The following is a 14,203-nucleotide window of genomic DNA, read 5'->3' as shown; positions in this document are numbered from 1 at the left end:
GATGAGCGATGTGATCGAACTGACCCGCCCCAGCGCGCACGTGGCGCGCGTGTGGCTCAACCGCCCCGAGGTGCGCAACGCCTTCAACGACGAGGTGATCGCCGCGCTCACGCGCACTTTCGAAATGCTCGCGCACGACAAGGACCTGCGCGTGGTGGTGCTCGGCGCGCACGGCAAGGCCTTCTGCGCCGGCGCCGACCTCCACTGGATGAAGGCCATGGCCGGCTACTCGTGGGACGAGAACCGCGCCGACGCGCAGCGCCTGGCCGACATGCTGTGGACGCTGGACCAGTGCCCGGTGCCCATCGTGGGCCGCATCCAGGGCGACTGCTACGCCGGTGGCATGGGCCTGGCCGCGGTGTGCGACGTGCTCGTGGCCGTCGAGGGCGCGACCTTCTGCCTGTCCGAAGCGCGCCTGGGCCTGCTGCCCGCCACCATCAGCCCCTACGTGGCCCGCGCCATGGGCGCGCAGGCGGCGCGCCGCTACATGGTCACGGCCGAGCGCTTCGGCGCCGCGCAGGCGCACGCGCTGGGCATGGTGCACGAACTCGCCACGCCCGACACGCTCGACGCCCGGGTCGACGAACTCGTGGCCACGCTGGTGGCCAACGGCCCGGCCGCGGTGCGCGCTTGCAAGGCCCTGGTGCGCGACGTCGCGGGCCAGCCGATCACGGCAGAGCTGCGCGGCGAGACCGCACGCCGCATCGCCGACATCCGCGCCAGCGAGGAGGGACGCGAGGGCCTGGCCTCGTTCCTGAACAAGCGCCCGCCGCACTGGCTCCCCTGAACCCGCCGAAAGACGCCCCATGTTCACCAAGATCCTGATCGCCAACCGCGGCGAAATCGCCTGCCGCGTCGCCGCCACCGCGCGCCGCCTGGGCATCCGCACCGTGGCCGTGTACTCCGACGCCGACGCGCGCGCCAAGCACGTGGCCGCCTGCGACGAGGCGGTGCACATCGGCGGCTCCGCGCCGCGCGAGAGCTACCTGCAGTGGGAGCGCATCATCGCGGCCGCGCAGGCCACGGGCGCGCAGGCCATCCACCCCGGCTACGGCTTCCTGAGCGAGAACGAGGCCTTCGCCGACGCCTGCGCCCAGGCCGGCCTGGTGTTCATCGGCCCGCCCTCTTCGGCCATCGAGGCCATGGGCCTCAAGGCCGAGTCCAAGCGCCTCATGGAGAAGGCCGGCGTGCCGCTGGTGCCGGGCTACCACGGCGCCGACCAGGACCCCGCGCTGCTGCAGCGCGAGGCCGACCGCATCGGCTACCCCGCGCTCATCAAAGCCAGCGCGGGCGGCGGTGGCAAGGGCATGCGCGTGGTCGAGAAGAGCGAAGACTTCGCCGCCGCGCTCGCGAGCTGCCAGCGCGAGGCGCGCAACAGCTTCGGCAGCGACGCGGTGCTGATCGAGAAGTACGTGCAGCGCCCGCGCCACATCGAGATCCAGGTGTTCGGCGACGCGCACGGCCACTGCGTGTACCTGTTCGAGCGCGACTGCTCGGTGCAGCGCCGCCACCAGAAGGTGCTCGAAGAAGCGCCCGCGCCCGGCATGTCGCCCGAGCTGCGCCAGCGCATGGGCGAGGCCGCGGTGGCCGCGGCCAAGGCGGTGAATTACGTGGGCGCGGGCACGGTGGAATTCATCGTCGAACAGCCCGAGGGCTATGAGCGTCCCGAGGCCATGCGCTTCTACTTCATGGAGATGAACACCCGGCTGCAGGTCGAGCACCCGGTGACCGAGGCCATCACCGGCCTCGACCTGGTGGAGTGGCAGCTGCGCGTGGCCGCGGGCGAACCGCTGCCGCTGCAGCAGCACGAACTGCGCATGCAGGGCCACGCGATCGAGGCCCGCATCTGCGCCGAGAACCCCGACAACCAGTTCCTGCCCGCCACCGGCACGCTGCAGGTCTACCGCAAGCCCGCGCACAGCGCGTTTGAGCGCGGGGCCATCCGCTTCGACGACGGCGTGCGCGAGGGCGACGCCATCAGCCCTTTCTACGACTCGATGATCGCCAAGCTCATCGTGCACGGCGACACGCGCGAGCAGGCGCTTGCGCGGCTCGACGCCGCCCTGGCCGAGACGCGCATCGTGGGCCTGGCCACCAACGTGCAGTTCCTGCGCCACGTGGTGGCGAGCGAATCCTTCGCGCGGGCGCGGCTCGACACCGCGCTGATCCCGCGCGAGGCCGCGGTGCTGTTCCAGCAGGACCGCGTGGGCACGCCCACGGCCGTGGCCGCCGCGGTCGCGCAGACCCTGCGCGCCGAGCGCGCGCTCGAAGGCGCCGACCCGTTCTCGCGCCGCGACGGCTTCCGCTCGCACGGCCTCACCACGCGCCGCTTCGACTTCGAGGTGGCCGGCGAACGCCTGCAGGCCACGCTCACCTACGGCCGTGGCGGTGAGCCCACGCTCGCGCTCGGTGACCTGCAAGGCCCGCTGCGCTTCGAGGCCCTGCCCGAAGGCCGCTTCGACCTGCAGTTCGCGGGCCGCCGCGACACCGTGCAGACCTGGACCACCGGCGAGACCGTGCACGTGTTCTGCGCGCGCGGCGCCACCAGCCTGGTCGAGATCGATCTGCTGGCCCACGCCGGCGAAGGCGAGGGCGACAGCGGCCGCCTCACCGCGCCCATGCCGGGCAAGGTGGTGTCGTTCGCGGTGAAGGCCGGCGACGCGGTGAAGAAGGGCCAGGCGCTCGCGGTGATGGAAGCCATGAAGATGGAGCACACCATCGCCGCGCCCGCCGACGGCACCGTGGCCGAACTGCTCTATGCGCCCGGCGACCAGGTGGCCGAGGGCGCGGAGCTGCTCAAGCTGGCGGGCGCGTGACAGATCGCGCCGCGCGGCCCGCGTAAGCTCGGCCCATGCACATCACCGTCTGTCTCAGCCAGCAAAAGGCCGAGCCCTGGCAACAGGGCCTGCAGGCCGCTTTCCCCGAAGCCACCGTGAGCGTGTGGCAGCCAGGTGCGCCCGCCGCCGATTTCGCGGTGGTCTGGGCGCCGCCGCAGGCCTTCTTCGATGAACAGCCCGGCCTGAAGGCCGCGTTCAACACCGGCGCCGGCGTGGACGCGCTGCTCGCCCTGCGCATTCCCGAGGCCACGCGCATCGTGCGGCTCGACGACGCGGGCATGTCGGTGCAGATGGCCGAGTTCGCCTGCCACGCGGTGATCCGCCACTTCCGCGAGCTCGACGGCTACGAGGCCGACGTGGCCCAAGGCCGCTGGTCCTACCGCAAGCCGCGGGCGCGGGCCGACTTCCCCGTGGGCGTGATGGGCCTGGGCGTGCTCGGCGAGCGCGTGGCGCGCGCGCTCACGGTGTTCGAGTTTCCGGTGCACGGCTGGAGCCGCACGCCCAAGGCCATCGAGGGCGTGACCACCCACGCGGGCGAGGCGCAGCTCGACGCCTTCCTGTCGCAGTGCCGCGTGCTCATCAACCTGCTGCCGCTCACGCCCGAGACCGAGAACATCCTGAACCGCCGCACGCTGGGCCTGCTGCGCCCCGGCGGCTACGTGATCAACCTCGCGCGCGGCGCGCACCTGGTCGACGCCGACCTGCTCGCGCTGCTCGACGACGGGCACCTGGCCGGCGCCACGCTCGACGTGTTCCGCACCGAACCCCTGCCTGCCGACCATGGTTTCTGGAAGCACCCGAAAATCACGGTCACGCCGCACACCTCGGCGCGCACCCTGCGCGACGAGAGCATCGCCCAGATCGCGCGCAAGATCGCCGCGCTGCAACGCGGCGAGGCCGTGGCCGGCGAGGTCGACCGCCGCCGCGGTTATTGAACAAGGACGCCCCATGAACAACCTGCCCTCCCGCGTGAAGATCGTCGATGTGGGCCCGCGCGACGGCCTGCAGAACGAGAAACAGCCCGTGCCCGCCGCGGTCAAGATCGAGCTGGTGCACCGCCTGCAGGCCGCGGGCCTCAAAGAGATCGAGGTCACGAGCTACGTGAGCCCCAAGTGGGTGCCGCAGATGGCCGACAACCACGCGGTGATGCAGGGCGTGCGGCGTCAGCCCGGCGTGCGCTACTCGGTGCTCACGCCCAACCTCAAGGGCTTCGAGGCCGCGCTGGCCGACAAGCCCGACGAGATCGTGGTGTTCGGCGCCGCCAGCGAGGCCTTCAGCCAGAAGAACATCAACTGCAGCATCGCCGAGAGCATCGAGCGCTTCGCGCCCGTGGTGCAGGCCGCCAAGGCCGCGGGCATCGCGGTGCGTGGCGCCATGAGCTGCACCGTGGGCTGCCCCTACGAAGGCGATGTGCCGCCCTCGCGCGTGGACTACCTGGCCGGTCTCATGAAGGGCATCGGCGTGGAGCACGTGGGCGTGGCCGACACCATCGGCGTGGGCACGCCGAAGAAGGTGCAGGCCGCGATCGAGGCCACGCTCAAGCACTTCCACATCGACCAGATTTCGGGCCACTTCCACGACACCTACGGCCAGGCCGTGGCCAACACCCTGGCCGCGCTCGAGATGGGCGTGTGGCACCACGACACCTCCGTGGCCGGCCTGGGCGGCTGCCCCTACGCCAAGGGCGCGACGGGCAACGTGGCCACCGAAGACGTGGTCTACCTGCTGCACGGCATGGGCATCGAGACCGGCATCGACCTCGACGCGCTGATCGACGCCGGCAGCTACATCAGCGAGCAGCTGGGCCGGCCCACCAACTCGCGCGTGGCGCGCGCGCTGCTCGCCAAGCGGCAGGGCTGACGCCGCCGACGGACCGATCGGCAGCCCCCTACCATCCCGGGCCATGAGCTTGAATTCCGCTGCCCCCACTCCCGCCATCCAGCGCGTGGCCGACCGCCTCGCCGCGCTCGGTCATGCCCATGCCCCCGTGATGCTCGACGACGCCGCGCGCACCGCGCAGCAGGCCGCCGACGCGCTCGGCGTGGCGTTGGGCCAGATCGCCAAGAGCATCATCTTCCGCCGCAAGAGCGACGAGCGCGCCGTGCTCGTCATCACCTCGGGCGACCGCCGCGTGGACGAAAAGCGCGTGCAGGACATCGTGTGCGCCGAGGCCGGCGGCAAGCTCGGCCGCGCCGACGCCGAGTTCGTGAAGGCGCAGACCGGCTTCTCCATCGGCGGCGTGTCGCCGCTCGCGCACGCGAACGAACCCGTCACGCTGATCGACCGCGAGCTGTTCCGCTTCGACGTGATCTGGGCCGCCGCGGGCCACCCGCACGCGGTGTTCCCGCTCACGCCGCAGGAGCTTGCGCGCTACACCGGCGCGCCCGTGGCCGACGTGGTGCAGATCGAAACCGCATGAGCCAGACGCCCGAGCGCCCCAACCTCGCGCGCGCCCGCCTGCGCCAGCCCGGCGTGGCCGCGCCCTCGCCCTGCATCGGCGTCTGCCGCCTCGACGAACGCAGCCTGATGTGCGTGGGCTGCCGGCGCACGCTCGACGAGATCGGCGCCTGGAGCCGCCTGGACGACGCCGCCAAGCTCGCCGTGTGGGCGCAGCTCGAAACCCGCGAGGTGCCCGCATGACCGAGCTGCAGTTCTTCTACGACCCGATCTCGCCCTACGCCCACCTGGCCTTCGCGGCCTTGCCGCAGGCGCTCGAAGGCCACAGCGTGGCGGTGCGCTACCGCCCGGTGCTGTTCGCGGCGCTGCTCAAGGCCCACGGCCAGCTCGGCCCGGCCGAGATCCCGGGCAAGCGCGACTGGACCTACCGCCAGGTGCAGTGGCTCGCGCACCGCCACGGCATCCGCCTCGACATGCCCGCGGCCCATCCCTTCAACCCGCTGCCGCTGCTGCGCCTGGGCCTGGCCACCGCGCAGGACGAGGCGCCCGGCGACACCAACCGCTACGTCACCGGGCTGCTGTTCGAGCACGTGTGGCACGGCGGCGCCGACGCGGCCGATCCGGCGCGCCTGGCCGCGCTGCAGGAACGCCTGCAGGACCACATGCGCCAGCGCGGCCGCGAATGGCTCGCGCCCGACGGCGACACCGTGAAGCGGCGCCTGCGTGCCAACACCGACGAAGCGCTCGCGCTCGGTCTGTTCGGCGTGCCCGCGGTGGTGGCCGATGGCCGCGTGTTCTGGGGCTTCGACGCCCTGCCCATGCTGCAGGCCTGGCTCGCGGGCGACGCCTGGTTCGACAGCGGCGCCTGGGAGCGCGCGGGGCAGACCGCGGTGGGCGTGCAGCGGCGCTGATCTCTCGATCACGCCGCCCCGGGGCCGCGGAATCATTGCCCCGGGCCCGCGACACAGTCGCCATCGAACAGGCGGTCGACCGCCGCCAGGGAGCCCGCATGGCACTAGGCGTTTTTCAGGCCGCGTTGCGGCAATGGTGCGAATTCGCGGGCCTGCCCGCGCCCCAGGCCCCCCAGGCCTGCCTGCCGCTCACGCTCGACGGCTTCGCCCTGGAGCTGTGCTACTCGGCCTTCGACGCGCCCCACCTGCTGCAGGCGCGCATCCCCATCGGCCGCCTCGAAGCCGGGCAGGGCGACGCGGTGCTGGGCCGGCTGCTGCAGCTGAACCTGCAGAGCGTGCCCCGGCACCAGGGCGTGCTGGCGTGCGACGGTGACAGCGGCCGCATCTACCTGCTGCAGGTGCTCTGGCTCGCCGAGCCCGAGGGCGCCCAGCGCCTCATGCAGGAGCTGCGCCGCGCGCTCGCGCACGCGCGTTACGTGCAGGCCGTGTTGCGCGAGGCCACCCTCGCGCCCGACGAGCGCAGCAGCCGCGAACGCGCGCACGCGCTGCTGGCCCGCACGGCCTGAGCCGTGCGCGGCCTCAGGCCCCGAAGGCCTCGCCCAGCGTGAGCACCTGACCGGTCTGCGCGGCCTCGTAACCCTTGAGCGCGGCCACGCGCGCGCGGAACGCCGGTGAGCGCAGCACCGCAAGCACGGGCTTGAGCGTGTCGCGCTGCAGCGCGTCGGCCGGCACCGCGAAGAAATAGCGCTCGCGCAGCAAGGGGATGAAGTGCAGGCCGAAGCGTTGCGCCGCGGTCTGCACGCCGATGCCCACGTCGGCCATGCCGCTCGCCACGTAGGCCGCCACGGCCGCGTGCGTGAGCTCGGTGTTGTCCCAGCCGCTCACCGCGCGAGCCGCCAGGCCCTGGCGTTGCAGCAGCAGTTCGGTGAGCACGCGCGTGCCCGAGCCCTCGGGCCGATTCACGAAGCGCAGGCCCGGGCGGCCCAGATCGGCCAGCCCGCTCAGGCCCAGCGGATTGCCCGGGGCCACGAACAGACCCTGGGTGCGCACCGCCAGGTGAACCAGCCGGTGGCGCTCGGGTTGCAGCCAGGCGCGGTAGCGCGCCGCGGCCTCGGCTTCGAAGGCGCCCAGCGGCACGTGAAAGCCCGCGAGCTCGCACTCCCCGTGCGCGAGCGCGGCCACCGCCTCCAGGCTGTTGCGGTAGCGCACCTCCACCGCCACCTCGCGCGCGGCGAGCTGCTCGCGCAGCGCGGCCACTGCAAAGCCGTGGCTCGCGTGCAGGCGCGGCACGGCGCGGGTGCGCCGCTGCACGCGGCCCAGTTCGCCCTCGAGCTCCGAGGCCAGCGATTCGAGCAGCGGCTGCAGGCGCGCGCCGATGCGCGCGTCGGCCCAGACCAGCTTCTCGCCGAGCTCGGTCAGCGCCGAGCCGCGGCCGCGCCCGCGCATCAGCAGCGGCTGGCCGAACAGCGCCTCGGCCTGTTGCAGAAGGCCCCAGGCGTGGCGGTACGACAGGCCCAGCTCGCGCCCGGCCTGCGCGATGCTGCCCGTGCCCTGCACCGTGGCGAGCAGGTCGAGCAGGGCGGTGGCGTCGAGCGTGTCGCTTTCGCTGCGGCCCACGCGCCAGTGCGGGTGCAGGCTGACGTGCAGGGCGGCGGCGGAACGGGCGGGCATGACGGATCCCCTATGTGCAAGACCGAACATATTAAGCGGCCTTCATGGTGCTACCGTGCTGTCACAGCCCGGACCCCACGATGAACACCTCTTCCGCCACACCCGTGGTCATCCCCATCCGCCCGCTCGAACGGCAGGCGCGCGGGGCGGCCCGCCGCACCCCCAAGGGCCGCCAGGTCGAGCCGGCCGCGCGCGAGCGCGTGGCGGCGCTCTGCGAAGGCCTGGCGCCGCGCCCCGACCTGCTGATCGAGCACCTGCACCGCCTCAACGACGCCGAGGGCGCGTTGCGCCAGGGCCATCTGGCGGCGCTGGCGGAGCGGCTGCGCCTGAGCCAGGTCGAGGTCTACGAGGTCGCGAGCTTCTACCACCACTTCAAGCTCGTCGACGACACCGCCGAGGTGGCGCGCACCACGGTGCGCGTGTGCACCAGCCTGGCCTGCGCCATGGCCGGCGGCGAGGACCTGCTCGCGCGCACCCGGGCCGCGCTCGCGGACCGTCCGCACCTGGCCGTCGAGCCCGTGCCCTGCATCGGCCAGTGCCACCAGGCGCCCGCGGCCTGCGTGGGCCAGCACCAGTTGCCGCACGCCAGCACCGAGGCCATCGGCGACGCCATCGCGCGCGGCGCCACCGGCCCGCGCGCGCTGCCCGCGCCGCAGGCCAATGCGCTCACACAACTGCAGCGGCTGCTCGCGGGCGCGCTCACGGGCGATGCGGTGATCGCCGAGCTCAAGGCCGCGAACCTGCGCGGCCTGGGCGGCGCGGGCTTTCCGGCCTGGCGCAAGTGGGACACGGTGCGCGCCCAGCCGGGCGTGCGCTACGGCGTGGTCAACATCGACGAAGGCGAGGTCGGCACCTTCAAGGACTGGCACGTGCTCACCACGGGCGCGCCGCAGGTGCTCGAAGGCCTGCTGATCGCGGCCGAGGTGGTGGGCCTGAGCCACGTGTGGCTCTACCTGCGCGACGAGTACCACGACGCGCGCGCGCTGCTCGAACGCGAGATCGCATCCCTGCGGCCGCGGCTGCAGGCGCTGGCCGAGCGCTTCCCCGGCTACCGTGCGCCGGCGATCGAGCTGCGCCGCGGCGCGGGCGCCTACGTGTGCGGCGAAGAGTCGGCGCTGATCGAATCGATCGAAGGCAAGCGCGGCCTGCCGCGCCTGAAGCCGCCCATCGTGGCGCACCACGGCGTGTTCGGCCGGCCCACGCTCGCGCACAACCTCGAAACCCTGTGGTGGGTGCCGCTGCTGCTCGCGCAGGGCGGCGCCACCTGGGCCGCGCAGGGCCGCCGCGGCCGCCACGGCCTGCGGCGCTTTTCGGTCTCGGGCCGCGTGAAACGGCCGGGCGTGCACCTCGCGCCCGCGGGCATCACGCTGCGCGAGCTCATCGACGAATTCGCCGGCGGCATGGCCGAGGGCCACACGCTGCACGCTTTCCTGCCCGGCGGCGCCTCGGGCGGCATCCTGCCCGCGTCGCTGGCCGACGTGCCGCTCGACTTCGACACCCTGGCCGAGCACGGCGCCTTCGTGGGATCGATGGCGGTGGTGGTGCTGGGCCAGCACGACCGCGCGCGCGACGCGGCGCTCAACCTCATGCGCTTCTTCGAACACGAATCCTGCGGCCAGTGCACGCCCTGCCGCGCCGGCACCGGCCAGCTCGTGCGCCTCATGCAGTCGCCTGCCTGGGACGGCGAGCGCATGGACGAACTCTCGGCCGTGATGCGCGAGGCCAGCATCTGCGGCCTGGGCCAGGCCGCGCCCAACCCGGTGGACAGCGTGCGCCGGTTCTTCCCCGACGAGGTGGGCCCGTGAACATCCCCTTCATCCTCGATGGCCGCGCGGTGGAGGCCGCACCCGGCGAAACCCTGCTGCAGGCCGCCGATCGCGCGGGCGTCGTGCTGCCGCGCCTGTGCGCGAGCGACGGCCTGCGCCCCGCGGGCAACTGCCGCGCCTGCGTGGTCGAGATCGAGGGCGAGCGCGTGCTCGCGCCCTCGTGCTGCCGCGCACCGAGCGCGGGCATGGTGGTCAAGACCGACACGCCGCGCGCGGCGACCGCGCGCCGAACCGTGCTCGAACTGCTGCTGGCCGACGCGCCCGGCACCGCCGCGCTCAAACACGACAGCGAGCTCGCGCACTGGGCGCGCGAAACCGGCGCGCGCGCCGGGCACTTCGCCGCGCGCGAGGCCGTGGCAGAAGACCGCTCCCATCCGGCGATGGCCGTGAACCGCGATGCCTGCATCCAGTGCACGCGCTGCATCCGCGCCTGCCGCGAGACCCAGGGCAACGACGTGCTGGGCCTGGCCTTCCGCGGCGGCCACGCGCAGATCGTGTTCGACCAGAACGACCCCCTGGGCGACAGCACCTGCGTGGCCTGTGGCGAGTGCGTGCAGGCCTGCCCCACGGGCGCCATCGCGCCCGCCAACGGTGCCTTCGCCAAGCCCTCGCTCAAGCAGGTCGATTCGGTCTGCCCCTTCTGCGGCGTGGGCTGCCAGCTTCGCTACCACGTCGATGAGAACGACCGCATCGCGCACGTCGAGGGCATCGCGGGCCCGGCCAACGAAGGCCGGCTCTGCGTGAAAGGCCGCTTCGGCTTCGACTACGCGCACAGCCCCGAGCGCCTCACGCGCCCGCTGGTGCGCCGCGCCGGCGTGGCCAAGGACCCGCTGGCCGTGGGCCGCCGCCTCACGCCCGACGAGCTGCGCGCGCAGTTCCGCGAAGCGAGCTGGGACGAAGCGCTCGATCTCGCCGCCGCGGGTTTCCAGCGCGCCTTGCAGGCCACGGCCGCGCGCGGTCGCGCGAGCCCGGTTGCGGGCTTCGGCTCGGCCAAGGGCACGAACGAAGAGGCCTACCTGTTCCAGAAGCTCGTGCGCAGCGCCTTCGGCACCCACAACGTGGATCACTGCACGCGCCTGTGCCACGCCTCCAGCGTGGCCGCGCTCATGGAGGGTCTGGGCTCGGCCGTGGTCACCAACCCGCTGCGCGACGTGGCCCACGCCGATTTCGTGCTCTTGATCGGCGCCAACCCGGCGCAGAACCACCCGGTGGGTGCGACCTGGATCAAGAACGCGGTGAAGCGCGGCACCCGCCTGGTGCTGGCCGACCCGCGCCGCACCGAGCTCGCGCGCCACGCCTGGAAGCACCTGGGCTTCCAGCCCGGCAGCGACGTGGCCCTGCTCAACGCGCTGCTGCACGTGATCGTGGCCGAGGGCCTGACCGACCCCGCCTACATCGCCGCCCACACGCGCGATTTCGAGCTCATCCGCGAACACGTGGCGGCGTTCACGCCCGAGGCCATGGCCCCGGTCTGCGGCATCGACGCGGCCACGCTGCGCGAGGTCGCGCGCGCCTACGCCACCGCAAAGAACGCCATGATCCTCTGGGGCATGGGCGTGAGCCAGCACACCCACGGCACCGACAACGCGCGCTGCCTGATCGCGCTCGCGCTGGTCACGGGCCAGATCGGCCGCCCCGGCACCGGCCTGCACCCGCTGCGCGGCCAGAACAACGTGCAGGGCGCGAGCGACGCCGGCCTGATCCCCATGGTGCTGCCCGACTACGCGCGCGTGGCCGATGGCGCCGCGCGCGAGAAGGCCGAGGCGCTCTGGGGCCTGCCCGCGGGCACGCTGGGCAGCGAGCCCGGCCTCACCGTGGTCGAGATCGTCGACGCCGCGTACCGTGGCGAGATCACCGCCATGCTCGTGCAGGGTGAGAACCCCGCCATGAGCGACCCCGACGCCACCCACGCGCGCGAAGCGCTCGCGGCCCTGCAGCACCTGGTGGTGATCGACATCTTCCTGACCGAAACCGCCACGCTCGCCGACGTGGTGCTGCCCGCCACCGCCTGGCCCGAGAAGACCGGCAGCGTGACCAACACCGACCGCTGCGTGCAGCTCGGCCGCAAGGCCGTGGGTTCGCCGGGCGAGGCGCGCGCCGACGCCTGGATCACCGAGCAGCTCGCGCAGCGCCTGGGCCTGGCCTGGCGCTACGGCGTGGCGCCCGACGGCAGCGGCAGCGGCGATGCCACGCAGGGCATCGCCGCGGTGTACGAAGAGATGCGCGCGCTCATGCCCAGCATCCGCGGACTGAGCTGGCCGCGCCTGTGGCGCGAGGGCGCGGTCACCTACCCGGTGGCCGACGAGGCCGACCCCGGCCAGTCCGTGGTGTTTACCGACGGCTTTCCCACGGCCGACGGCCGCGGCCGCCTGGTGCCCGCGGCGCTCACGCCGCCGGCCGAAACGCCCGATCGGCAGTACCCGCTGGTGCTGATCACCGGCCGCCAGCTCGAACACTGGCACACCGGCAGCATGACGCGGCGCGCCACGGTGCTCGACGCGATCGAGCCCGGCCCGGTGGTGAGCCTGCACCCGCTGACCGCGGCGCGGCTGGGGCTGCGCGCGGGCGCGGCGGCGCGTGTGGCTTCGCGCCGGGGCGCCATCACGCTGCCGGTGCGGCTCGACGACGCGCTGCCCGCCGACACCGCCTTCATCCCCTTCGCCTACCGCGAGGCCGCGGCCAACGTGCTCACCAACCCCGCGCTCGACCCGGTGGGCAAGATCGCCGAGCTCAAGTACTGCGCCGTCGACGTGAGGCCGGAAGCCACGCCGGTTTGACGGGCATCAAGCCCGGGCGCGCGGTGCCGGCCCAGAATGGGCCTTCACCGCAGCACCCAGGAGGCCCGCATGTTCAAGAAGATCCTCGTTCCCACCGACGGCTCGGCGGTCGGCATCAAGGCCGCGGCCATGGCTGCGGAGATCGCCCAGGGCTCGGGCGGCCAGGTGGTCGGGGTCTATGTGATCGACCCCTTCCCCTACATCGGCATCGGCGATGCGTCGGCCGTGGGTCTGCAGAGCTACCTCAACGACGCCAAGCGCGTGGCCGGCACCGCGCTGGCGGTCGTGTCCGAAGCCTGCCGCGCGCGCGGCGTGCCGTTCGCGGGCGACACCATCGAACGCAACATGGTCTGGGAGGGCATTCTCGAAACCGCCCAGGCCGAGGGCTGCGACCTGGTGGTGATGGGCTCGCACGGCCGCCAGGGCGTGAAGGCGTTGATCCTCGGCAGCGTGGCGCAGAAAGTGCTCACGCACGCCAAGCAGCCGGTGCTGATCGTGAAGGAATGAGTCAGCGGCGGAAGCGTCCGTTGGCGTCCACGATCGAGAGGTCGGCGAAGTCCAGCCCGGTGTGGTTGGTGGCGCTGTAGCTCACGGTCAGGCCGCCCAGGTCGTAGCGCGACAGGCCTTCGAGCGCGTCGCGCAGCTTTTGCGGCGTGGGGTTGGGGCCGGCGCGGCGCAGGCCCTCGGTGAGCACCTTGGCGGCCGCGAAGCCTTCCATCATCGCGGGCGACACGCCGTCCAGACCCTTGGCCTTGGCGAGGTCCTGCGCTTCCTTGATCAGCGGGAAGCTCACCGAGCGCTCGTTGGGGAAGACCTGCGTCACGATCACGCCGCGCGCGTGCTCGCCGAGCAGCTTGATGAAGCCCTCGGACGCGTTGTTGGACAGCGTGACCACCTGCGCGCGCGAGCCCGCGGCGCGCAGCGCGTGCACCGCGTTCGCGGTGTTGCCGGCCGACGCGATCACCATCACGGCCTGCGCCTGCAGCTTGGCGATCTCGGCGGCCACGGCGCTGAAGTCGGGCTTCTCGCGCGGGGTCTTCTGGCGCAGCACGGGTTCGAGCTTGACCTTGGCGAAGCCCTGCATGGCGCCGGCCGCGCCATCGGCGCCGAAGCTGTCGTCGGTTTCGAGGATGGCGATGCGGTTCTGGCCGATGCTGGCCAGGTGCTCGATGGCGCGTGCGGCCTCGCGCTGGTAGGTGGCGCGCACGTTGAAGATCCAGGGGTTCACGGGCTCGTGCAGCACCATGGCGCCGGTGCTGGGCGCCACCAGCGGCACCTTGTGCTCGGCCAGCAGCGGCATGAGCGCCTGCGCATGCGGCGTGCCGCGGTTGAGGAACAGCGCGAGCACGCCGCGTTTCGTGATCAGCTCGCGGCCCAGCTCCACCGTGCGCTTGGGGTCGAACTGGTCGTCGACCGAGATCAGCTCGATCGGCTGACCGTTCACGCCGCCACGCGCGTTCACCGCATCGAAGTACAGCTTGGCGCCGTCGGTGTTCTCCTTCACGCCCGCGGCCACCGAACCGCTGAAGCCCGAGGGCTGGCCGATGCGCAACTGGGCGTGGGTCTGGGCGCAGGCCAGGGCGACGGCCAGGCCGATGAACCAGGTCTTCGTCATGCATGTCTCCGTGATGAATCCCGCGATTCTGAACACAGGATTAAGGCGGAAGCGCGCCGCACGGGACGTAGGGTGTCCAAAGCGCCGTGAGCGGCGCAGGCCTAGCCTGAGGCGGCCACAGGGGCATCGGTCGCGGGCGCCCGGCCCGGCGCCGGCCTTTCTAGAATCT

General features: G+C 72.8%; 13 protein-coding genes. 11 read left to right on the top strand and 2 right to left on the bottom strand.

Features of this window, described 5'->3' with window-relative positions; all coding sequences use genetic code 11:
- The first annotated feature begins 1 nt into the window (after position 1).
- From WDZ95_RS06590 to WDZ95_RS06555, 8 genes are all read left to right on the top strand, one after another.
- A complete protein-coding gene (locus WDZ95_RS06590) occupies positions 2-787 on the top strand; it encodes an enoyl-CoA hydratase/isomerase family protein (RefSeq protein WP_425777130.1) in 786 nt (261 codons plus the stop codon).
- 19 nt (positions 788-806) lie between these two features.
- Positions 807-2,816: an acetyl-CoA carboxylase biotin carboxylase subunit gene (locus WDZ95_RS06585; RefSeq protein WP_425777128.1), complete on the top strand. Its 2,010-nt coding sequence runs from the start codon at positions 807-809 to the stop codon at positions 2,814-2,816.
- A gap of 35 nt (positions 2,817-2,851) precedes the next feature.
- Positions 2,852-3,772, top strand: a complete 921-nt coding sequence (locus WDZ95_RS06580) for a 2-hydroxyacid dehydrogenase (protein ID WP_425777126.1) — start codon at positions 2,852-2,854, stop codon at positions 3,770-3,772.
- Positions 3,773-3,785: 13 nt separating this feature from the next.
- Positions 3,786-4,697 (top strand): hydroxymethylglutaryl-CoA lyase, encoded by a 912-nt coding sequence (locus WDZ95_RS06575; RefSeq protein WP_425777124.1) that lies wholly within the window; start codon positions 3,786-3,788, stop codon positions 4,695-4,697.
- Between the two features lie 43 nt (positions 4,698-4,740).
- Positions 4,741-5,256, top strand: a complete 516-nt coding sequence (locus WDZ95_RS06570) for a YbaK/EbsC family protein (RefSeq protein WP_166229814.1) — start codon at positions 4,741-4,743, stop codon at positions 5,254-5,256.
- A complete protein-coding gene (locus WDZ95_RS06565) occupies positions 5,253-5,477 on the top strand; it encodes a DUF1289 domain-containing protein (protein ID WP_425777122.1) in 225 nt (74 codons plus the stop codon). Before WDZ95_RS06570 ends, WDZ95_RS06565 begins: the two co-directional genes overlap by 4 nt.
- A complete protein-coding gene (locus WDZ95_RS06560) occupies positions 5,474-6,145 on the top strand; it encodes a 2-hydroxychromene-2-carboxylate isomerase (protein WP_425777120.1) in 672 nt (223 codons plus the stop codon). Before WDZ95_RS06565 ends, WDZ95_RS06560 begins: the two co-directional genes overlap by 4 nt.
- Before the next feature lie 98 nt (positions 6,146-6,243).
- A complete protein-coding gene (locus tag WDZ95_RS06555; RefSeq protein ID WP_425777118.1) occupies positions 6,244-6,711 on the top strand; it encodes a CesT family type III secretion system chaperone in 468 nt (155 codons plus the stop codon).
- Between the two features lie 13 nt (positions 6,712-6,724).
- Here WDZ95_RS06555 and WDZ95_RS06550 read toward each other — a convergent pair whose 3' ends face one another.
- Complete coding sequence (locus tag WDZ95_RS06550; RefSeq protein ID WP_425777116.1) at positions 6,725-7,816, bottom strand: substrate-binding domain-containing protein; 1,092 nt, start codon at positions 7,814-7,816, stop codon at positions 6,725-6,727.
- A gap of 80 nt (positions 7,817-7,896) precedes the next feature.
- On the opposite strand from WDZ95_RS06550, the gene WDZ95_RS06545 reads away from it, so the two are divergent.
- The 3 genes from WDZ95_RS06545 to WDZ95_RS06535 all read left to right on the top strand — a co-directional run bounded on the left by WDZ95_RS06545 (position 7,897) and on the right by WDZ95_RS06535 (position 12,926).
- A complete protein-coding gene (locus WDZ95_RS06545) occupies positions 7,897-9,621 on the top strand; it encodes an NADH-ubiquinone oxidoreductase-F iron-sulfur binding region domain-containing protein (protein ID WP_425777114.1) in 1,725 nt (574 codons plus the stop codon).
- The gene (locus tag WDZ95_RS06540) at positions 9,618-12,419 is read left to right on the top strand and encodes a molybdopterin-dependent oxidoreductase (RefSeq protein WP_425777112.1); all 2,802 of its coding nucleotides are present in this window, start codon (positions 9,618-9,620) and stop codon (positions 12,417-12,419) included. The genes WDZ95_RS06545 and WDZ95_RS06540 overlap by 4 nt, the downstream gene beginning before the upstream one ends.
- A 69-nt stretch (positions 12,420-12,488) precedes the next feature.
- Positions 12,489-12,926, top strand: a complete 438-nt coding sequence (locus WDZ95_RS06535) for a universal stress protein (protein ID WP_425777110.1) — start codon at positions 12,489-12,491, stop codon at positions 12,924-12,926.
- 1 nt (position 12,927) lies between these two features.
- On the opposite strand, the gene WDZ95_RS06530 is transcribed toward WDZ95_RS06535, so the two are convergent.
- Positions 12,928-14,034, bottom strand: a complete 1,107-nt coding sequence (locus WDZ95_RS06530) for an ABC transporter substrate-binding protein (RefSeq protein WP_425777108.1) — start codon at positions 14,032-14,034, stop codon at positions 12,928-12,930.
- Positions 14,035-14,203: the final 169 nt, after the last annotated feature.

The sequence above is a fragment of the Hydrogenophaga sp. T2 genome, assembly GCF_049843535.1.
GTDB classification, from domain to species: Bacteria; Pseudomonadota; Gammaproteobacteria; order Burkholderiales; family Burkholderiaceae_C; genus Hydrogenophaga; species Hydrogenophaga crocea.
The sequence above is the reverse complement of the archived record's forward strand: the minus strand, read 5'-3'. Positions and strand labels throughout refer to the sequence as shown.